We start from the raw sequence: 19,095 nt of genomic DNA, 5'->3' as shown, positions 1-19,095 counted from the left end.
GAACATGATCGATGTAGACGGTCCGAGCAAGAACGCCGCCGTGAACGAGTGGGTGCGCGACGTCGCGCTGCTCACGAAGCCCGATTCCATCGTGTGGTGCGACGGCTCCACCCGCGAGTGGGACGAACTGACCAAGATGATGGTCGCCCAGGGCACCCTCATCCGCCTGAACCCCGAATGGCGCCCCAACAGCTTCCTCGCCCGCAGCGACCCGGCCGACGTCGCCCGCGTCGAGGACCGCACCTTCATCTGCTCCGAGAGCGAAGCGGATGCCGGCCCCACCAACAACTGGCGTAACCCCTTCGCCATGCGCGAGGAGCTCACGAAGCTCTTCGCCGGGAGCATGCGCGGCCGCACGATGTACGTGGTGCCGTTCTCGATGGGCCCGCTCGGCGGCCCGATCTCGCAGCTCGGCGTGCAGATCACCGACTCCCCCTACGTGGTCGTCAGCATGCAGCTGATGACGCGGATGGGCGTTGCCGCCCTCGACCTCATCGAGGAGGAGACCCCCTGGGTCCCCGCGCTGCACTCGGTGGGCGCTCCGTTGATCGACGAGGAGGGCACCCGTCACGACGACGTGGCCTGGCCGCACAACCCGACCAAGTACATCTCGCACTTCCCGGAGACCCGCGAGATCTGGTCGTTCGGCTCGGGCTACGGCGGAAACGCGCTGCTCGGCAAGAAGTGCTTCGCCCTCCGCATCGCGAGCGTCATGGCCCGCGACGAGGGCTGGCTGGCCGAGCACATGCTCATCATCAAGATCACGAGCCCGGAGGGCAAGGTCTACCACGTGGCCGCCGCCTTCCCGAGCGCCTGCGGCAAGACCAACCTGGCGATGCTGAACCCGTCGATCCCCGGCTGGCAGGTCGAGACCATCGGCGACGACATCGCCTGGATGCGGCCCGGCGCCGACGGCAAGCTCCGCGCCATCAACCCCGAGCGCGGCTTCTTCGGCGTGGCGCCCGGCACCGGCATCACCACGAATCCGACCGCGGTCGACACGGTGTGGGGCAACACGATCTTCACGAACGTCGCGCTGCGCGACGATGGCGACGTCTGGTGGGAGGGCCTCACCCCCAAGGCGCCTGCGCACCTGATCGACTGGGAGGGCAACGACTGGACCCCGGATTCGGCGACCCCGGCCGCGCATCCGAACTCCCGCTTCACCGTGACCGCCGACCAGTGCCCCTCGATCGCCTCCGACTGGGATGCCCCGGAGGGCGTCGTGATCGACGCGATCATGTTCGGCGGCCGCCGCCCGACGACGGTGCCGCTGGTGTCGCAGGCCCGGGACTGGTCGCACGGCGTCTTCATGGGGGCCACCATGGCCTCCGAGACCACCGCGGCCGCCGAGGGCGCGGTCGGTCGGCTGCGTCACGATCCCTTCGCGATGCTGCCGTTCTGCGGCTACAACATCACCGACTACTTCGGTCACTGGCTGAAGGTCGGCGAGCAGCTCGGCACGGATGCTCCCCCGATCTTCTCGGTCAACTGGTTCCGCAAAGACGCCGACGGCCACTTCATCTGGCCGGGCTTCTCGGAGAACTCGCGCGTGATCGAGTGGATCGTGCGCCGCATCGAGGGCGAGGTCGAGGTCGTCGACTCGCCCGTCGGCAAGCTGCCGCGCGTGCGCGACTTCAACGTCGAGGGGCTCGACCTGGCCTACGAGGACCTGCAGTCGATCCTCTCGGTCGACCGCGCCGCCTGGGGCCGCGAAGTCGAGCAGATCGGGGGCTACTTCGACGAACTCGGCGAATCGGGCACCATCCCGGCCCAGCTCACCCGCGAGCTCGCCACCCTCAAGGCCAACATCAAGTAGAGATCTCTGTTCCGGGGCTCCGGACACCATACGGCGCCCCGGAACAGCGAGTCCAGTATCCTGGTAGCACCACAAAAGGCACCTCTCCACCTGACACGGTGCCGTCTATATCGCCAGGAGGCCCTTGTGACCGCGAACGTGCCCGACAAACCCGCCCTCGAAGGGCTCGAAGCGAAGTGGGACGCCGAGTGGGCCTCCCGCGGCACCTACCTCTTCCCCCGCGAGGGCGCCACGCGCGAAACGGTCTACTCGATCGACACGCCCCCGCCCACCGCCTCCGGGTCGCTGCACATCGGGCACGTCTTCAGCTACACCCACACCGACGTGATCGCGCGCTATCACCGCATGCAGGGCCAGCGCGTCTTCTATCCCATCGGCTGGGACGACAACGGCCTCCCCACGGAGCGCCGCGTGCAGAACTTCTACGGCGTGCGCTGCGACCCCTCGCTCCCCTACGACGCCGGCTTCGAGCCGCCGTTCGAGGGCGGCGACAACAAGAGCTCCAAGGCCGCCGACCAGCTGCCGATCTCGCGCCGCAACTTCATCGAGCTCTGCGAGCGGCTCACCGTCGAAGACGAGAAGCAGTTCGAGGCCGTCTGGCGCGACCTCGGCCTCTCGGTCGACTGGACCCAGACCTACCGCACCATCTCCCCCGAGTCGCAGACCGCTTCGCAGCTCGCCTTCCTCCGCAACGTCCAGCGCGGTGAGGCCTACCAGGCGATGGCCCCCACGCTCTGGGACGTGACGTTCCGCACCGCGGTCGCCCAGGCCGAGCTCGAAGACAAGGAGCAGCCGGGCGCCTACCACCGCATCGCCTTCCATGCCCCGAACGGCGACGACGTGCTGATCGAGACGACCCGTCCCGAACTGCTGCCGGCCTGCGTGGCCCTGGTGGCGCATCCGGATGACGCTCGCTACCAGGAGCTGTTTGGCACCACGGTCACCACCCCGCTCTTCGGCGTCGAGGTGCCGGTCGTCGCCCACCACCTCGCCCAGGCCGACAAGGGCTCGGGCATCGCGATGATCTGCACCTTCGGCGACCTCACCGACGTCATCTGGTGGCGCGACCTCGACCTCCCCAACCGCGCCATCATCGGCTTCGACGGCCGCATCGTGAGCGAGGCCCCGGAGGCGATCACCTCCGATGCCGGAAAAGCCGCCTATGCGCAGCTGGCCGGCAAGACGGTGTTCTCGGCCAAGCAGGCCGTGGTGGAACTGCTGCGCGCATCGGGCGAGCTCATCGGCGAGCCGAAGCCGATCGTGCACCCGGTGAAGTTCTTCGAGAAGGGCGACCGTCCGCTCGAGATCGTGTCGACCCGGCAGTGGTACGTGAAGAACGGTGCGCGCGACGAGGAGTTGCGCGCCCGGCTGCTCGAGCTCGGCGCCGAACTCGACTGGCACCCCGACTTCATGCGCGTGCGCTACGAGAACTGGGTGGGCGGCCTCACGGGCGACTGGCTCATCTCGCGCCAGCGCTTCTTCGGCGTTCCCCTGCCGGTCTGGTACCCGCTCGACGGCGACGGCAACCCGAAGTTCGACGAGCCGATCCTGGCCACCCGCGACATCCTGCCGGTCGACCCGTCGTCGGATGCGGCGCCCGGCTACGACGAGTCGCAGCGCGGTGTGCCCGGCGGCTTCCAGGGCGAGGTCGACGTGATGGACACCTGGGCCACCTCCTCCCTCACCCCGCAGCTGGCGGGCGGCTGGATGCGCGACGAGGAGCTCTGGGGAATGGTGTTCCCCTACGACCTCCGGCCGCAGGGGCAGGACATCATCCGCACCTGGCTCTTCTCGACCATGCTCCGCAGCGCCCTGGAGACGAACGAGAAGCCGTGGGCGCACGCGGCGCTCTCCGGCTTCATCGTCGACCCCGACCGCAAGAAGATGTCGAAGTCGAAGGGCAACGTGGTGACGCCCGCCGACATCCTCGCGGCCCACGGATCGGATGCCGTGCGCTACTGGGCCGCATCGTCGCGCCTCGGCACCGACGCGGCCTTCGACGAGAAGAACCCCACCCAGATCAAGATCGGGCGCCGGCTGGCGATCAAGATCCTCAACGCGGCGAAGTTCGTGTACGGATTCGCGCTCCCCGAGGGACACACGGCCATCACCGAGCCCGTCGACCAGAGCATGCTCACCGCCCTCGACGAGGTGGTGCGCCAGGCCACGACCGCGCTGGAGAACTACGACCACGCCCGGGCGCTCGAGATCACCGAGACCTTCTTCTGGACCTTCTGCGACGACTACCTCGAGCTGGTCAAGGAGCGCGCCTACCGCGAGGAGTCCGAGGCGGCGGGCAAGGCCTCGGCCGTGCTGGCTCTGCAGTCCGCCATCGACGTGCTGCTGCGCCTCTTCGCGCCCTACCTCCCGTTCGCCACCGAAGAAGTCTGGTCGTGGACGCACGAGGGTTCGGTGCACAACGCTCCCTGGCCGGCCTCGGTCGGCGCTGCGCTGCCCGAGGGGGTCACGGCTGAGCTGCCCGCGCACGCCCCGCTGCTCGCACTCGCCGGCAAAGCCCTGGTGGGCATCCGCCGGGCGAAGACCGATGCGAAGGCCTCGCAGAAGACCGCGGTCGCCTCGGCGACCATCGCCGGGCCGACCGAGGAGATCGCATCACTGCAGCTGGCCGGTGCGGATCTGAAGGCGGTCGGCCGCATCGCGGAACTGCGGTTCGCCGACGCTCCGGAGCTCGTGGTCAGCGATATAGTTCTAGCGCCCGACGAGACGACGGAGGGTGAGAAGTGAGCCAGGAGGCGACGATGCCGATCGAGGTCCGACCCGTCCAGACGAGCGAGTTCTTCCCGTGGCACGCGGTGTACACGGGGTACGGCGAGTTCTACGAGACCCCGCTGCACGACGAGAAGGCCGTTCTGGTGTGGAGCTGGATCATCGATCCCTCGAACGAGTTGGAGTGCCTCGTGGCCGTGGACGAGCACGGCGAGGTCGTCGGCCTCGCCCACTTCCGCGAGTTCGCCCGACCGTTGGCCGGCAGCCGCGGCCTCTACCTCGATGACCTCTACGTGCTTCCCGAGAAGCGCAAGCAGGGCATCGCGACCGCCCTGATCGACGGCGTGGCGGATGTCGGCCGCGCCCGCGGTGCCAGCATCGTGCGCTGGATCACCGCCAAGGACAACGAGACCGCGCGGTCGCTGTACAAGAACGTGGCCGAGAAGACCCAGTGGGTCACCTACGACAAGGCACTCTGAGTGAGAGGAACAGCACGATGATCCAGCTCGGAACCCGATGGCTGGTCGGCGACGAACCGCCGTCGCGCCTGCCCCAAGTCGTGATCGACGCGATCTACGAGGTCGAGGGCGAGCTCGCCGAGGCCGGCGTCGACGCCGCCGAGTGGAGCTGGACCCTGACCTGGCTCGAGGGCAAGCCCGTCGTCGAGCTCGACGACGAAACGGTCATCGAATACGACGCGGACACCGACGCCGCCGTGGTCACGCCCGGGGCCTGACCCGCCCGTCGAGTCGCGCTCAGAATCCTTCGGGGTGGCGGGGCGTGTAGGGCGCTTCGAGGGCGGCGAGTTCTTCGGCGTCCAGCGTGAGGTCGAGCGAAGCGATCGCGTCGTCGAGCTGGTGCGGCTTGGTGGCACCCACGATGGGCGCCGAGACGGCCTTCTGCTGGCGCACCCAGGCGAGGGCGACCTGGGCCCGGCTCACGCCGCGGGCGTCCGCGATCCGGCCCACCGCGTCGACGATCGCACGGTCGGCCTCCTCGGCCTGCCCGTACATTCGCTTGGTCACCTCATCGGTCTCGGTGCGCGCCGTCTCCACGCCCCAGGGGCGCGTGAGGCGCCCGCGGGCCAAGGGACTCCAGGGCAGGACGCCGACGCCCTGATCCACGGCCAGCGGATGCATCTCCCGCTCCTCCTCGCGCTGCAGCAGGTTGTACTGGTCCTGCATCGACACGAATCGCGTCCATCCGTTGCGCTCGGCCGCGTGCTGCGCCTTCGCGAACTGCCAGGCCCACATCGACGAGGCGCCGATGTAGCGCGCCTTACCTGAGCGCACCACGTCGTGCAGCGCCTCCATGGTCTCCTCGATGGGCGTCTGGTCGTCCCAGCGATGGATCTGGTACAGGTCGACATAGTCGGTGCCGAGCCGGCGGAGGCTGCCGTCGATGGAGCTGAGGATGTGCGCCCGCGAGAGCCCGCGGCTGTTCGGCCCCTCGTGCAACGGGAAATACACCTTCGTGAAGATCTGGATCTCATCGCGCCGCGCGAAGTCGCCGAGCGCCCGGCCCGCGATCTCCTCGCTCGATCCGGCCGAGTAGCTGTCGGCGGTGTCGAAGGTGGTGAGGCCCGCCTCCAGCGCCCTGCGGTAGAAGGGGCGCGACTCCTCCTCGGGCAGCGACCACGGATGGGTGCCGCGTGCCGGGTCGCCGTAGCTCATGCAGCCGAGAACGACGGCCGAGATCTCGAGCCCTGACCGGCCGAGGCGTGTGTACTGCATCCGCTTCCCTTCGACGAGACGAGGGGCTTCAGGACCCCTCGATCACTTTACGACGCCGCCACGGGAAGGCGCTCCAGAGCATGATCACGCCGCCCACCAGCAAACCCCAGAACGCCGATCCGATGCTCACGATGGTGACTCCGGATGCCGTCACCAAGAAGGTGGCGATGGCCGGGATGCGGTGCGCCGGCTCTTCGATGGCGCTCGAGACGGCCGTCACCAGGGCCCCGAGCAGCGCGAGCCCCGCGACGGCGGTGATGAGGATGGGCGGAGACGCCGAGATGAGCGCGGTGGCCACGCCGGCGGCCAGACCGAACACCACGAATCCGATGCCCGAGGTGACCGTGGCTATCCAGCGGCGCGAGCGATCGGGATGCGAGTCCGGGCCGGCCATGATCGCCGCGGTGATGGCGGCGAGGTTCACCGCGTGCCCGCCGAAGAACGAGCCCGCCACGGTAGCCAGGCCGGATGCGAGCAGCGGTGGACGCGGGGGCAGCCTGTAGCCGAAGGTCGACATCACGGCGAACCCGGGAACGTTCTGTCCGGCCATCGTCACGATGAACAGGGGCAGTCCGAGGCTCACGATCACGAGCGGGTCGAACGTCGGAACCACGAACTCGAGACGCGGCGCCAGACTGGCGTCGGCGAGCCATCCGCCGCCCGCCGTCACTCCGATGCCGATCGCGGCCACCACCATCGCCGCCGGCACCGCCCAGCGCGGGGCGAAACGGAACAGGATCAGCCAGGTCAGGATGACGGGCAGAGCGAGCCACGGGATCTCGACGGCGGCCGTGATGGGCGCCAGACAGATCGGGAAGAGGATGCCGGCGAGCATCGCACCGGCGAGCGGTCTCGGGATGCGCGTGATGGCCCGGCCGAGCGGGGGCCAGAGCCCGCAGAGCACGATGAGCACGCCGCAGACGAGGAAGGCGCCGGTGGCCGCCGCGAAGTCGTGGGTGGTGCCGGCGGCGGCGACGAGGAGCGCCGCTCCGGGCGTCGACCAGGCGAAGGAGATCGGCATCCGGAACCACGCGGCGAGCACGATGCAGCACACGCCGCTGAGCACACACACGGCGAGCAGTCCGCTCGCGGCCTGAGCATCGTTCGCGCCCACGGCGTGCAGGCCCGCGACCACCAACACGAACGAACTGGCGAATCCCGTGATGGCCGCCACGATGCCCGCCGAGACGGGCTGCACGATGTCGCCCCGTCGACGCGCCGGCGCGCCGCCTTCCGGCGAGCTGCCGACGGGAGAACCGCCGGTCAGGCCGACTTCTCCTCACGCCGAGGCTTACGCGGAACGATCGTGGGCGCGGCGTTCTCGAGCACGGCCTCACGGGTCACGATCACGCGGCCCACCTCGTCGGTCGACGGCACCTCGAACATGATGGGCCCGAGCACCTCTTCCATGATGGCGCGGAGGCCGCGGGCACCGGTCTGCCGGAGCACCGCCAGGTCGGCGATGGCCTCGAGGGCGTCGTGCTCGAAGTCGAGTTCCACGCCGTCGAGCTCGAACATGCGCTGGTACTGGCGCACGAGGGCGTTGCGCGGCACGGTGAGGATCTGCATCAGTGCGGCCTGATCGAGCGGCGTCACCGTGGTGACCACGGGGAGGCGGCCGATGAACTCGGGGATGAGGCCGAACTTGTGCAGGTCTTCGGGCAGCACCTCGCCGAAGAGGTTCGCTTCGGCCTTCTTGCTGTAGAGCGGCGAGTTGAAGCCGATGCCGCGACGGCCGGCGCGCTGGGAGATGATCTCCTCGAGGCCGGCGAAGGCGCCCGCCACGATGAAGAGCACGTTCGTGGTGTCGATCTGGATGAACTCCTGGTGCGGATGCTTGCGACCACCCTGCGGAGGAACACTGGCCACCGTGCCCTCGAGGATCTTCAGCAGCGCCTGCTGCACGCCCTCGCCCGACACGTCGCGCGTGATCGACGGGTTCTCGGCCTTGCGGGCGATCTTGTCGACCTCGTCGATGTAGATGATGCCGGTCTCGGCGCGCTTGACGTCGTAGTCGGCGGCCTGGATGAGCTTGAGCAGGATGTTCTCGACGTCTTCACCGACGTAGCCCGCCTCGGTGAGGGCCGTCGCATCCGCCACCGCGAACGGCACGTTCAGGCGCTTCGCGAGAGTCTGGGCGAGGTAGGTCTTGCCGCAACCGGTCGGCCCGATGAGCAGGATGTTGCTCTTCGCGATCTCGACCTCGGAGGCCTGCGCCTCGGCCGACACGATCGCCGTGCGAGCCCGGGTGCGCTTGTAGTGGTTGTAGACCGCGACGCTGAGGGCACGCTTCGCGGCGTCCTGCCCGATCACGTACTCCTCGAGGAAGGAATAGATCTCCTTCGGCTTCGGGAGTTCGAACTCGCTGGCCGCCTCTTCGCTGGCCTCGGACAGACGCTCCTCGATGATCTCGTTGCACAACTCGACGCATTCGTCGCAGATGTAGACACCGGGACCGGCGATGAGCTGCTGAACCTGCTTCTGGCTCTTTCCGCAGAACGAGCACTTGAGCAGGTCGGCGCTCTCTCCTATGCGTGCCATGCCCAGCCTCCTAAACGCTGTGTTCTGACGAGCCTAACCTGAACCCCGGACAAGCACGGCCAACGACGCCACATTCCCGTCATCCGTCCGTCAATCGACGATGTGACGCAGGTAGCAGGATCCGGCGATCCCGGCAGCGCCTCGAGATAGCTGTAATAGCCGTGCATGGTCTCGGCCCGGAGGAAGAAGCCCCACGTGGGCGCCACCAGCCCGCGGTGTCCACACCGGCTCACGCTCGGGCCCCTCGCGCCGCAGAAGCGGCGGCGCGAGCAGAGGGGCCCGCCGCCACAGGCGACGGGCCCCTCTGGGCTGGCTCAGTTCTTCTTTAGCTCACCAGCGCGGGGACGTTCTTGCGCGAGGTCAGCACCTGGTCGATGAGGCCGTACTCCAGCGCCTCCTCGGCCGAGAGGATCTTGTCGCGGTCGATGTCCTTGTTGACCTGCTCGAGCGTGCGGTTCGAGTGGTGCGAGAGCGTGCCCTCGAGCCATTCGCGCATCCGCAGGATCTCGCGGGCCTGGATCTCGATGTCCGACGCCTGTCCGCCGCCCTGGCCGGTGGCCGGCTGGTGGATCAGGATGCGCGCGTTCGGCAGTGCCAGACGCTTGCCCGGCGTTCCGGCCGCGAGCAGCACGGCGGCGGCGGAGGCCGCCTGGCCGAGGCACACGGTCTGGATCTGCGGACGCACGTACTGCATCGTGTCGTAGATGGCGGTCATCGCGGTGAACGAGCCACCGGGCGAGTTGATGTACATCTCGATGTCGCGATCCGGGTCCTGCGACTCGAGCACGAGCAGCTGGGCCATGATGTCGTCAGCCGACGCGTCGTCGATCTGCACGCCGAGGAAGATGATGCGGTCCTCGAACAGCTTCGCGTACGGGTCCTGGCGCTTGAAGCCGTAGGCCGTGCGCTCCTCGAAGCTCGGCAGGATGTACCGGCTCGAGGGCGTCGTGCCGTTGCCGTACGCGCTCGCACCGAATGTGGGGGTCTCCATGAGTTCTTTTTCCCTTGTCTCTTGAATCCGGTGCCGACTAGATCTGGTCCGCGGCGGTGCCGGCGCCACCGGTGACGTCGGTCGCGAACTCGCGCACGTGGTCGACGAAGCCGTACTCCAGCGCCTCCTGGGCGCTGAACCAGCGGTCGCGGTCGCCGTCTTCGTTGACCTGCTCGACCGTCTTACCGGTCTGAGCGGCGGTGATCTCGGCCAGACGCTGCTTCATGCTCAGGATGAGCTGGGCCTGGGTCTGGATGTCGGACGCCGTGCCGCCGAACCCACCGTGCGGCTGGTGCAGGAGCACGCGGGCGTTGGGCGTGATGTAGCGCTTGCCCTTGGTGCCCGAGGTGAGGAGGAACTGGCCCATCGATGCGGCCATTCCGATGCCCACGGTCACGATGTCGTTCGGAACGAACTTCATGGTGTCGTAGATCGCCATACCGGCCGTGATCGAGCCGCCGGGCGAGTTGATGTAGAGGTAGATGTCGCGCTTGGGGTCTTCAGCCGCGAGCAGAAGGATCTTGGCGCAGATCTCGTTCGCGTTGTCGTCGCGAACCTCTGACCCGAGCCAGATGATGCGGTCCTTCAGCAGACGGTCGAAGACGCTGGATGGAAGAGCCGTTTCGGCCATGTGTGTCGCTCCAATTCACTTGCAGTGGTTTGAATCTACTGGGTGCAACACATCGCGGGGGCTGTGTTCGCCGTCGGCAGAGCCGGGAACGGCGAAGGGCCCCCATCCGTCACCGGCTGGGGGCCCTTCGCGCGTCGTCGCGGGGCTAGTGCGAGTGACCCGCGTGGTCGTGGTCGTGACCGGCGTGGTCGTCGGCACCGAGCGTCGACGCGCCCACGAGGTTCTCGCCTTCGTCGTCGGCTGCGAGGGTGGTGAACTCGGAGATGTCGACGGCCTTGCCGTCGGTGTCGACGACCTTCGCCTTCGACAGGATGATCGCGAGCGCCTTGTTCCGGGCGACCTCGGCGACCATGGCCGGGATCTGGTTCGACTCGGAGAGGATCTTCACGAACTCGTTCGGGTCCATGCCGTACTGGGCGGAGGACTGCACGAGGTACTGGGTGAGCTCGTCCTGCGAGACCTTGACCTCTTCCTTGTCGACGACCGCGTCGAGCAGGATCTGCGTACGGAACGTGTTCTCGCTCGACTCGGTGACCTCGGCGCGGTGCACGTCGTCTTCGAGACGGTTCTCGCTCTCCAGGTGACGCTGCACCTCGTCTTCGATGAGCGCCGGCGGCACCGGCACGTCGACCTTCTCGAGCAGGCTCTCGACGATCTTCGTGCGGGCCTCGGAAGCCTGGCCGAAGGCCTTCTGCTTCTCGACCTGGCTCTTGAGATCGGCCTTCAGCTCGTCGAGCGTGTCGAACTCACTGGCGATCTGCGCGAAGTCGTCGTCGGCCTCGGGGAGCTCGCGCTCCTTCACGGCGTTCAGCGTGACGGTGACGAGCGCGTCGCGCCCGGCGTAGTCGCCCCCGAGCAGCGGAGCCTCGAACGTGGTGGTCTCGCCCGCGGTGAGCGTGTCGAGGGCCTCGTCGATGCCCTCGAGGAGCTCGCCCGAACCGATCTCATAGGAGATGCCGGAGGCGGTGTCGACCTCGACGTCGTCGACGGTGGCGACGAGGTCGAGCTGGGCGAAGTCGCCGGTCTTGGCCGGGCGGTCGACCGTGACGAGGGTGCCGAAGCGGCTGCGGAGACGCTCGAGCTCCTCGTCGACATCCGCGTCGGTGACGACGGCGGGCTCGACGGTGACCTCGAAGCCCTCGTAGTCGGGCAGTTCGATCTCGGGGCGCACATCGACCTCGATGGCGAGCTCGAGATCGCCGGAGAAGTCGGCGGCCTTCGGCCACTCCACGATGTCGGCCTGCGGGCGGCCGAGCGGGCGCAGCTCGTTCTCGTCGACGGCGGCGCGGTAGAAGCCGTCGAGGCCGTCGTTGACGGCGTGCTCGAGGACGGCCTCCTTGCCGACGCGCTGGTTGATGATGGGCGGCGGCACCTTGCCCTTGCGGAAGCCGGGGATGTTCACCTGCTCGGCGATGTGGCTGTAGGCGTGATCGATGCTGGGCTTCAGCTCGTCGGGGGTGACGAAGATGGCGATCTTCACACGCGTGGGGCTGAGCTTTTCGACCGTGGTCTTCACGTTGGGGTCTCTCCTGATGGTTGTGAGGTTCGGCGTCGTGTCGGGGCGACAGGATTCGAACCTGCGACCTCCCGCTCCCAAAGCGGGCGCTCTAGCCAAGCTGAGCTACGCCCCGGCGGCGAAATGGCCTCGGCAAGTCTACTGCACGCCCGAGGACCGACACACAGCACCCCCGAAGCTGTACTACGATGTTCGGGTGCCTGGGGTGAAAGCCCCTTCACGGGGATGTAGCTCAATGGTAGAGCCTCAGTCTTCCAAACTGATCACGCGGGTTCGATTCCCGTCATCCCCTCGTGTTGTTCGCGACGCCGCCGCTGCTGCGGCGTCGCAGCGACCCGTTGTGGGTGTCGAGGTGCGGGCCACTACTCACGTGTCACGGGGACGACGTCGCCGAGGAGTTCTTGGGACATGCCCTTGGTCTGGTCGCGGACGGCCTGGACGACCGCGGCGACCGCCGGCAAGACCAGCGAGTCCGGCCGTAGCACCATCCAGTAGGCCAGCCTCTCCGCGAAGTCATCCGGGAGCAGGCGGACGAGGTCGGGGTGACGGTCGGCGACGAAGCAGGGCAGGAAGCCGATTCCGGCGCCCGCTCGTGTGGCCTCCACGTGCACGAAGACGTTCGTCGACGTGAGGGAGTCGCGCATGGTCGGCACCAGCCGGCGCGGTGCGTCGAGGTCGTCGACCTCGAGCATCGAGTCGATGAAGTAGACGAGCGGATGCTCGCACAGCTCCTCCGGGGTCGCGGGCACGCCGTTGCGCTCGAGGTAATCGCGCGACGCGTACATACCGAGCGTGTACTCGCCGAGCGGGAAGGTCTCCGCCCGATTCACCTGGGGGCGTCCCACGACCACTTCGATGTCGAGACCGAAGCGGTGCTGCAGGGCCCGGCGCGTGACGGTGACGATCTCGACACGGAGGTCCGGGTGCTGCCGCTGCAACCGGGCGACGGCCGGGGCGGCCACGAGGGCACTGAAACCGTCCGTGGCCGACATCCGGACCACACCGCTCAGCCGTGGCGGTTCGGCCGGGTCGGTCTGCAGCATCGCCATGGCCGACTCCACCCCCTCCGCCGCCCGCAGGGCCTGTCGACCGAGGGGCGTCACCTGCCAGCCGCCTCCGGCCCGCGTGAGCAGCCGGCCGCCGAGCCTTCGCTCCAAGGCTGCGATCCGCCGCGAGATCGTCGTGTGATTCACGCCGAGCGCCCCGGCGGCGGCGGTGAACCGGCCCGTCCGCGCGACGGACAGGAGCACGAGCAGATCCTGCGGATCGGGCGGGTCGGGCGAGATCGACGGTGATCCTGGCTGCATATCTGCAATTATGCACATCGACTGCGCGGAAGTCGCCATTGTCGCGCCACGGATCTGCACGAATACTCGTCCTGTCAACGACGACACAGAAGGAGCAGTCAATGAGCGTGAATCAGCGCCTCACCACCGATGGCCCGGATGCGGGGCGATCCCCCGACTCGAAGGGCGCGACGAAGGGCTTGAAGACCGTCGTCATGGCGTCGATGGCCGGCACGGTCGTCGAGTGGTACGAGTTCTTCCTCTACGCCACTGCCGCCAGCCTCGTCTTCGGCACCGTGTTCTTCCCGAACGCCGGAACCCAGCTCGACGGCATCATCGCCGCCTTCCTCACCTACGCCGTCGGGTTCATCGCCCGGCCGCTCGGTGGGATCGTCTTCGGACAGATCGGCGACCGACTGGGCCGCAAGCACACCCTGCAGGTCACCATCATCATGATCGGCATCGCGACCTTCTTGATCGGCTGTCTGCCCGGATTCGACTCCATCGGCTACTGGGCACCCGCCCTGCTGGTCGCCCTCCGCTTCATCCAGGGCTTCGCGCTCGGAGGGGAATGGGGCGGCGCCGTGCTCCTCGTCGCCGAACAGAGCCCCGACCGCTCACGGGCCTTCTGGTCGAGCTGGCCGCAGGCGGCCGTTCCCATCGGGAATCTGCTCGCGACCCTGGTGCTCCTGACCATGTCCGGCATCCTGCCCGCCGATCAGTTCCTCGGGTGGGGCTGGCGCGTGGCGTTCTGGCTCTCCGCCGTGATCGTGCTGATCGGGTACTACATCCGCACCCACGTGAACGAGGCGCCCATCTTCCTCGAGGCGCGCGCCGCGAACGAGAACACCCGGCGCTACGGTGCCCTCGAAGTGGTGCGGCGCTATCCCGGCGGCGTGCTCAAGGCGATGGGCCTGCGTTTCGCGGAGAACATCCTGTACTACATCATCGTCAGCTTCTCGATCGTGTATCTCGTGACGGTGCATCAGTACGACACGAGTCAGCTGCTGCTCGCGCTCCTGATCGCCCACGCCGTGCACTTCGCGGTGATCCCCCAGGTCGGCCGCCTCGCCGACCGGATCGGCCGGAAGCCCGTCTACTTCGCCGGCGCGGTGCTCGGAGCCACCTGGGCGTTCTTCGCCTTCCCGCTGTTCGACACCTTGAACCCGGTGCTGATCGTGTTCGCCATCGCCGTGGGCCTGTGCTTCCACGCGCTGATGTACGCCGGACAGCCCGCGATCATGTCGGAGATGTTCCCCACGCGGATGCGGTACTCCGGCGTCTCCCTGGGCTACCAGGTCACCTCGATCATCGCGGGTTCGCTCGCGCCGATCATCGCCTCGGCCCTGCTGCAGCAGTATCACTCCTGGGTGCCGGTGGCGCTGTACATCCTGATCGCCTGCGCCATCACGGGAGTCACCGTGCTCACACTCCGGGAGACCCGAGGGGTGTCACTCCGGGACATCGACGCGGCCGACGCCCGCCGCAGCGACGCCGAGGTCTCCGGAAGCGTCTCCTCGTGATCGACGACCGCCGTTCCCTGCCGTTGGCGGGCCGCCGCGCTCTCGTCACCGGCGGGGCGAGCGGGATAGGTGCCGCGACCGTGCGCGCGCTGGCGGACCGCGGCGCCCATGTGCTGGTGGCCGATCGCGACCGCGAGGCGGCCACGGCCCTCGCGGTCGAGGTCGGCGGCGCCACCTGGGTCGTGGACCTCCTGGAACCGGATGCTCTGGAGCCCGACCGCTTGGCGGAGATCCTGTCCCCCGTCGACATCCTGGTCAACAACGCCGGTGTGCAGAGCATCGGCCCCATCCAGGACTTCGACCCCGCCGATTTCCGGCGCATCCTCACCCTGATGCTCGAGGTGCCGTTCCTCCTCGTGCGCTCCGCGCTCCCCCACATGTACGCCCGCGGATTCGGCCGGGTGATCAACGTGTCGTCGGTGCACGGCCTCCGCGCGTCGGCGTTCAAGAGCGCCTACGTCGCGGCCAAGCACGGACTCGAAGGCCTCTCGAAGGTCACGGCGCTCGAGGGCGGCCCGCACGGCGTGACGAGCAACTGCGTCAATCCCGGCTACGTGCGCACCCCGATGGTCGAGCGGCAGATCGCCGACCAGGCCGCGGTGCACAGCATCCCCGAGTCGGAGGTGCTCAGCCGGGTCATGCTCACCGAGAGCGCCATCAAGCGCCTCGTCGAACCCGCCGAAGTCGCCTCACTCGTGGGGTGGCTCGCTTCGGACGACGCCGGCATGGTCACCGGCGCGAGCTACGCGATGGACGGGGGCTGGTCGGCGAGGTGAGGAGAACCCACCCCGCCGGCCGGCCTCAGTTCGTGAAACGTGCCGTCGTGTACTCGAAGCCGGGAGCGACGTCGTAGACGATGTCGTTCGCGTCGGCGACCGAGTAGGCCTCGACGTAGGTGACCGTCTGCCCCGCGGGGATGGTGTCGACCGGCGGCAGGCCCTCGATCCCGTTGTCCGGATCGATGATGAGGCTCGCGGCGACCCCGCCGGAGGTGACCGTGGAGAACGAGAAGGGCTGGTAATCGGCGGCCGTGCCGTTGACGATCGTGATCGTGAACTGGAGGTTCGTCGCCTGGTCGGTGCCCACGGCGTTGGCCGAGGGGGTGAACGGGGTCGGTTCGGAGACCGAGATCTCCATGCCGTCGTCGTATGTCACGACCTGGCCGAACTGGGCCGCGATCACCTCGCCGAGATCGCCGTCATCGGTGCCGTCGTCGGGGGCATCGGTGGCGAAGGGGTCGTCGCTCGGCAGCGGATCGACCGGGATCGGCGTGATGGTGGCGAGGCCCTCGTCGATGGCCTCGTTCACGGCGCCGATGAAGCCGAAGGTGTACACGACGGCCAGCACGATCGAGAGGATCAGGGCGACGCCCGAGAGGATCGTGCCGCCGATCGCCAGCCCCTTGCTGCGACCCTTCCGGACCAGGGCGATGATGCCGAGCACGAGACCGACCAGGGCGACGAACCAGACCGCGTAGTTGAGGAACGGGATGAACGCGCCGATGAAGGCGACACCGCCCACGATGATCGACGCGATGCCCAGCCCGTTCCCGCCGCTCGTGGGAGCGACCGGCGGCGGGCCGCCGTATTGGCCGGGCTGCCCGTACGGGCCGGGCGGCACCTGACCGGGCGGCACCTGACCGGGAGGAACCTGACCCGGAGGCACCGAGGCGTAGGCCGGCGGCGGCACGTAGGCGGGCGGCGCTTGGTAGGGCGGCGGCGCATCCGCACCGGGGGCGCTTGCGGGCGGCGGCGCGACCGGCGGCACGGGAGGTGTGGGCGGATACGCGACCGTCGGCGTCGCATCCGGAGCGGGCGCAGGCGGCACCACAGGCGGAGCCGGCGGCTGCTCGGGCAGCGGCGGGACGGGAGGAACGGCCCCGCCGTTCTCGTCGGAGTCGTCGGAGTGGTCGTTGGGCCCTGAGCCGGGTGGAAGATTCGTCACCTTTCCCAGTGTGGCACTGGGCCGGGCGGATCGCACCCGCATCCGGGGGTGAATTCGCCGCCGACGCCCGGGAGCGGTTGGGTATTCTGGCGAAATGACACCCCGGCCGCTCTTCATCGCGGCGACCGCGAGCTACCTCGCCAACTGCGCTCTGGGGACGGCCGTGGCGACGCGGCTGATCGACACGCGGCGCATCCGCTGGGTGCATCACGCGGTATACATCAGCACCTCGGTGCTCGCAGGCGCCGCCGCGACCTCCGCGCTCTGGCACCGCGGGGACAACCGCGCAGCCCTGGCTCTGCTCCCGGCTGCGGCCCCGCTGGTCGCGATCCCCCGCGTCAGTGCCCGCACCCGCGGCCACGTCGCCCTCGCGCTCTCGGCCGCCCCTTTCTTCCTGACCAGCCTCATCCTCTCCTGCTCCCGGAGGTAGCCCAGTGGACTTTCTCGACGTCGTGCGCCGCCGCAAGACGACCAATGGGCCGTTCCGTCCCGATCCGGTGTCGGAGGAGCATCAGCGCCTCCTGATGGAGGTCGCGGGCCGGGCGCCGTCGCAGCTGAACAGCCAGCCCTGGCGCTTCGTGATCGTCGACGACCGCTCAATCATCGAACGGATCGCCGGCATCAGCGGCGAGAGCATGACCGAGGCGATGTCGAACGGCACCTTCTTCGAGCGCTACAAGCCCTACTTCCGCTTCAGCGCGGCGGAGATGGCCGAGAAGCGCAGCGGGATGCTCTTCGACAAGCTCCCGGCAGCCCTCCGCCCGTTCACGAAGCAGGTGTTCACCTCGCGCGGCCAGAAGATGATGAACGCCTTCCGCGTGCCGCAGACCCTCGGCGAGGAGAACCGCAAGCTCGTGGCCGGGTCACCCCTGCTCCTCGGCGTGATGCTCGACCGCGCCGAATACCGCCCCGGCGAACTCTCGTCGTTCTACTCCGTCTTCAGCATGGGGGCCGCGATGGAGAACGTCTGGCTGACCACGGTGGAGCTCGGCATGGGCATCCAGTTCGTCTCCTTCCCGATGGAGGTGCCGGGCAAGTGGGAGCTGATCCAGCAGCTGCTGGCCGTTCCCGACGACCTCGAACTCATGGCCGTGTACCGGCTGGGCTACCTCCCGGCCGACCAGCAGCGGCCCGCGATCGACTGGTCGAGCCACGAGCGCAAGCAGCCGTCGCAATACGTCTTCCGCAACACCTGCGCGACGCCGGTCACGGAGTGGGACGAGCGATAGTCTCGTCTGCACACGTGCGACGAAAGGCGAGCCATGTCCGACGAAGAACTGTCCGGTCCGGAGTTCACCGGTGAGACGGCCCTCCAGGCCTCGCCCCTCGAAGTGAAGATCTCCTTCTGGCTCTGGCTCGCCGAGGCCATCCTCTCGGTCATCGGCGGGCTCGGGTTCGCACTCGTGGCCGGCGCCATCCCACTCGTCGTCGGCGTGGAGGACTCCGAGGCGGCTGTTCTCGTGGGCCTGTTCGTGACGGCCGGCATCCTGATCGCCCTGGTGGCCGTGCTCCGCATCGTGGCGGCCGTGTTCATGCTGCGCGGCCGGGTCTGGGCCCGTAACACCCTCACGGTGCTCGGCGTCATCGGACTGGTGGGGGTCTACTACGAGTTCCTCAGCAACCCGGGCACCGCCATCGCGCACGCCCTGGTCACGATCGTCGCGCTCGTGGCGATGTACCTGCCGAATTCGAACGCCTATTTCCGGCGCCCGTTCCCCGCCTCCGAGGAAATTTAGCCGAGCCTCAGCTTGCTTGCGGCATTTTTCTGGCTGAGTACCGTTGAGGCATAGGGAATCGGAAGGACACCCAATGACCGAGGTAATCACCACCCCCACCAGCACCACGAGCCCGGATGTCGCCGCCGCCGCGGCACAGTTCCTCGGCCCGGTGGTCATCGAACTGCAGGCCCTCGCCGTGAACGGCAAGCAGGCCCACTGGCACGTGCGTGGCGCCAACTTCATCGGTGTGCACGAACTGCTCGACCAGATCGTCGACCACGCGCAGGACTACGCCGACACCGCCGCCGAGCGCGTCGTCGCCCTGGGCCTGCCGATCGACGCCCGCATCCAGACGGTCGCCGAGAAGACCGGCGCCGGCAAGATGCCCGCCGGGTTCCTCGCATCCGACGCGATGATCACGTCGATCATCGAGCAGATCGATGTCGCCCTCGCCGTGGTCAACAAGGCCGTGAAGGAGCTCGACGTCATCGACCAGACCAGCCAGGACGTGGCGATCGAGATCGCCCGCGGCCTCGACAAGGACCGCTGGTTCCTCTTCGCGCACATCGCCGCGTAGTCCGCACCCCTCGCGAAAGCGGGCGCGCCCTCCGGGGACGCGCCCGCTTTTTCGTGCCAGAAATCCCTCGCTGCCCATTGACCCGCGTG

Annotated in this window: 18 protein-coding genes and 2 tRNA genes; 11 read left to right on the top strand and 9 right to left on the bottom strand. The window is 68.3% G+C overall.

The annotated features are described in order from the left end of the window. The first annotated feature begins 4 nt into the window (after positions 1-4). The 4 genes from ACFJGU_RS14780 to ACFJGU_RS14765 all read left to right on the top strand — a co-directional run bounded on the left by ACFJGU_RS14780 (position 5) and on the right by ACFJGU_RS14765 (position 5,282). Entirely contained in the window at positions 5-1,819 is a 1,815-nt protein-coding gene (locus ACFJGU_RS14780) for a phosphoenolpyruvate carboxykinase (GTP) (RefSeq protein ID WP_382304252.1), read from the top strand. A gap of 126 nt (positions 1,820-1,945) precedes the next feature. Next, positions 1,946-4,564 carry a valine--tRNA ligase gene (valS, locus tag ACFJGU_RS14775; RefSeq protein ID WP_382304251.1) on the top strand — a complete coding sequence of 873 codons (2,619 nt, stop codon included), beginning with the start codon at positions 1,946-1,948 and terminating at the stop codon, positions 4,562-4,564. A 14-nt stretch (positions 4,565-4,578) separates the two neighbouring features. Continuing rightward, positions 4,579-5,025, top strand: coding sequence for a GNAT family N-acetyltransferase (locus ACFJGU_RS14770; RefSeq protein WP_382304250.1), 447 nt, complete (start codon positions 4,579-4,581; stop codon positions 5,023-5,025). Positions 5,026-5,042: 17 nt separating this feature from the next. Further along, positions 5,043-5,282, top strand: coding sequence for a hypothetical protein (locus ACFJGU_RS14765; RefSeq protein ID WP_382304249.1), 240 nt, complete (start codon positions 5,043-5,045; stop codon positions 5,280-5,282). A 19-nt stretch (positions 5,283-5,301) separates the two neighbouring features. On the opposite strand, the gene ACFJGU_RS14760 is transcribed toward ACFJGU_RS14765, so the two are convergent. The 7 genes from ACFJGU_RS14760 to ACFJGU_RS14730 all read right to left on the bottom strand — a co-directional run bounded on the left by ACFJGU_RS14760 (position 5,302) and on the right by ACFJGU_RS14730 (position 12,073). Next, a complete protein-coding gene (locus ACFJGU_RS14760; RefSeq protein WP_382304248.1) occupies positions 5,302-6,279 on the bottom strand; it encodes an aldo/keto reductase in 978 nt (325 codons plus the stop codon). A 28-nt stretch (positions 6,280-6,307) separates the two neighbouring features. Next, on the bottom strand, positions 6,308-7,477 hold the full coding sequence (locus ACFJGU_RS14755) for a benzoate/H(+) symporter BenE family transporter (protein WP_382304247.1): 1,170 nt from the start codon (positions 7,475-7,477) through the stop codon (positions 6,308-6,310). Positions 7,478-7,542: 65 nt separating this feature from the next. After that, positions 7,543-8,820: an ATP-dependent Clp protease ATP-binding subunit ClpX gene (gene clpX, locus ACFJGU_RS14750; protein ID WP_092555411.1), complete on the bottom strand. Its 1,278-nt coding sequence runs from the start codon at positions 8,818-8,820 to the stop codon at positions 7,543-7,545. 325 nt (positions 8,821-9,145) lie between these two features. Continuing rightward, a complete protein-coding gene (locus ACFJGU_RS14745; protein ID WP_382304246.1) occupies positions 9,146-9,811 on the bottom strand; it encodes an ATP-dependent Clp protease proteolytic subunit in 666 nt (221 codons plus the stop codon). A 37-nt stretch (positions 9,812-9,848) separates the two neighbouring features. Beyond that, entirely contained in the window at positions 9,849-10,442 is a 594-nt protein-coding gene (locus ACFJGU_RS14740; RefSeq protein ID WP_382304245.1) for an ATP-dependent Clp protease proteolytic subunit, read from the bottom strand. A gap of 145 nt (positions 10,443-10,587) precedes the next feature. After that, positions 10,588-11,958: a trigger factor gene (gene tig, locus ACFJGU_RS14735; protein WP_382304244.1), complete on the bottom strand. Its 1,371-nt coding sequence runs from the start codon at positions 11,956-11,958 to the stop codon at positions 10,588-10,590. A gap of 40 nt (positions 11,959-11,998) precedes the next feature. Continuing rightward, positions 11,999-12,073, bottom strand: a tRNA-Pro gene (locus ACFJGU_RS14730). A gap of 106 nt (positions 12,074-12,179) precedes the next feature. On the opposite strand from ACFJGU_RS14730, the gene ACFJGU_RS14725 reads away from it, so the two are divergent. Continuing rightward, a tRNA-Gly gene (locus ACFJGU_RS14725) sits at positions 12,180-12,250 on the top strand. 70 nt (positions 12,251-12,320) lie between these two features. On the opposite strand, the gene ACFJGU_RS14720 is transcribed toward ACFJGU_RS14725, so the two are convergent. Further along, a complete protein-coding gene (locus tag ACFJGU_RS14720) occupies positions 12,321-13,265 on the bottom strand; it encodes a LysR family transcriptional regulator (RefSeq protein WP_382304243.1) in 945 nt (314 codons plus the stop codon). Between the two features lie 101 nt (positions 13,266-13,366). On the opposite strand from ACFJGU_RS14720, the gene ACFJGU_RS14715 reads away from it, so the two are divergent. After that, positions 13,367-14,767, top strand: a complete 1,401-nt coding sequence (locus ACFJGU_RS14715) for an MFS transporter (protein WP_382304242.1) — start codon at positions 13,367-13,369, stop codon at positions 14,765-14,767. Then, positions 14,764-15,543, top strand: a complete 780-nt coding sequence (locus tag ACFJGU_RS14710; RefSeq protein WP_382304241.1) for a 3-hydroxybutyrate dehydrogenase — start codon at positions 14,764-14,766, stop codon at positions 15,541-15,543. Before ACFJGU_RS14715 ends, ACFJGU_RS14710 begins: the two co-directional genes overlap by 4 nt. 25 nt (positions 15,544-15,568) lie before the next feature. On the opposite strand, the gene ACFJGU_RS14705 is transcribed toward ACFJGU_RS14710, so the two are convergent. Next, positions 15,569-16,711, bottom strand: coding sequence for a DUF4190 domain-containing protein (locus ACFJGU_RS14705; RefSeq protein WP_382304240.1), 1,143 nt, complete (start codon positions 16,709-16,711; stop codon positions 15,569-15,571). A gap of 94 nt (positions 16,712-16,805) precedes the next feature. On the opposite strand from ACFJGU_RS14705, the gene ACFJGU_RS14700 reads away from it, so the two are divergent. From ACFJGU_RS14700 to ACFJGU_RS14685, 4 genes are all read left to right on the top strand, one after another. After that, complete coding sequence (locus ACFJGU_RS14700; protein ID WP_382304239.1) at positions 16,806-17,141, top strand: hypothetical protein; 336 nt, start codon at positions 16,806-16,808, stop codon at positions 17,139-17,141. A gap of 4 nt (positions 17,142-17,145) precedes the next feature. Next, positions 17,146-17,940, top strand: a complete 795-nt coding sequence (locus ACFJGU_RS14695) for a nitroreductase family protein (protein ID WP_382304238.1) — start codon at positions 17,146-17,148, stop codon at positions 17,938-17,940. A 33-nt stretch (positions 17,941-17,973) separates the two neighbouring features. After that, complete coding sequence (locus ACFJGU_RS14690) at positions 17,974-18,447, top strand: hypothetical protein (protein ID WP_382304237.1); 474 nt, start codon at positions 17,974-17,976, stop codon at positions 18,445-18,447. A gap of 73 nt (positions 18,448-18,520) precedes the next feature. Further along, complete coding sequence (locus ACFJGU_RS14685) at positions 18,521-19,006, top strand: Dps family protein (RefSeq protein ID WP_382304236.1); 486 nt, start codon at positions 18,521-18,523, stop codon at positions 19,004-19,006. Positions 19,007-19,095 lie beyond the last annotated feature (89 nt).

This window comes from Herbiconiux sp. UC225_62 (genome assembly GCF_042694625.1).
GTDB lineage: Bacteria > Actinomycetota > Actinomycetes > Actinomycetales > Microbacteriaceae > Herbiconiux.
This window is presented reverse-complemented; position numbering and strand designations above follow the sequence as displayed.

Bases quoted from the DNA above. Each gene is read 5' to 3' on its own strand.
- ACFJGU_RS14780 (WP_382304252.1), top strand. From the start codon at position 5: ATGATCGATGTAGACGGTCCGAGCAAGAACGCCGCCGTGAACGAGTGG.
- ACFJGU_RS14770 (WP_382304250.1), top strand. From the start codon at position 4,579: ATGCCGATCGAGGTCCGACCCGTCCAGACGAGCGAGTTCTTCCCGTGG.
- ACFJGU_RS14765 (WP_382304249.1), top strand. From the start codon at position 5,043: ATGATCCAGCTCGGAACCCGATGGCTGGTCGGCGACGAACCGCCGTCG.
- ACFJGU_RS14760 (WP_382304248.1), bottom strand. From the start codon at position 6,279: ATGCAGTACACACGCCTCGGCCGGTCAGGGCTCGAGATCTCGGCCGTC.
- clpX (WP_092555411.1), bottom strand. From the start codon at position 8,820: ATGGCACGCATAGGAGAGAGCGCCGACCTGCTCAAGTGCTCGTTCTGC.
- ACFJGU_RS14745 (WP_382304246.1), bottom strand. From the start codon at position 9,811: ATGGAGACCCCCACATTCGGTGCGAGCGCGTACGGCAACGGCACGACG.
- ACFJGU_RS14740 (WP_382304245.1), bottom strand. From the start codon at position 10,442: ATGGCCGAAACGGCTCTTCCATCCAGCGTCTTCGACCGTCTGCTGAAG.
- ACFJGU_RS14720 (WP_382304243.1), bottom strand. From the start codon at position 13,265: ATGCAGCCAGGATCACCGTCGATCTCGCCCGACCCGCCCGATCCGCAG.
- ACFJGU_RS14715 (WP_382304242.1), top strand. From the start codon at position 13,367: ATGAGCGTGAATCAGCGCCTCACCACCGATGGCCCGGATGCGGGGCGA.
- ACFJGU_RS14700 (WP_382304239.1), top strand. From the start codon at position 16,806: ATGACACCCCGGCCGCTCTTCATCGCGGCGACCGCGAGCTACCTCGCC.
- ACFJGU_RS14690 (WP_382304237.1), top strand. From the start codon at position 17,974: ATGTCCGACGAAGAACTGTCCGGTCCGGAGTTCACCGGTGAGACGGCC.
- ACFJGU_RS14685 (WP_382304236.1), top strand. From the start codon at position 18,521: ATGACCGAGGTAATCACCACCCCCACCAGCACCACGAGCCCGGATGTC.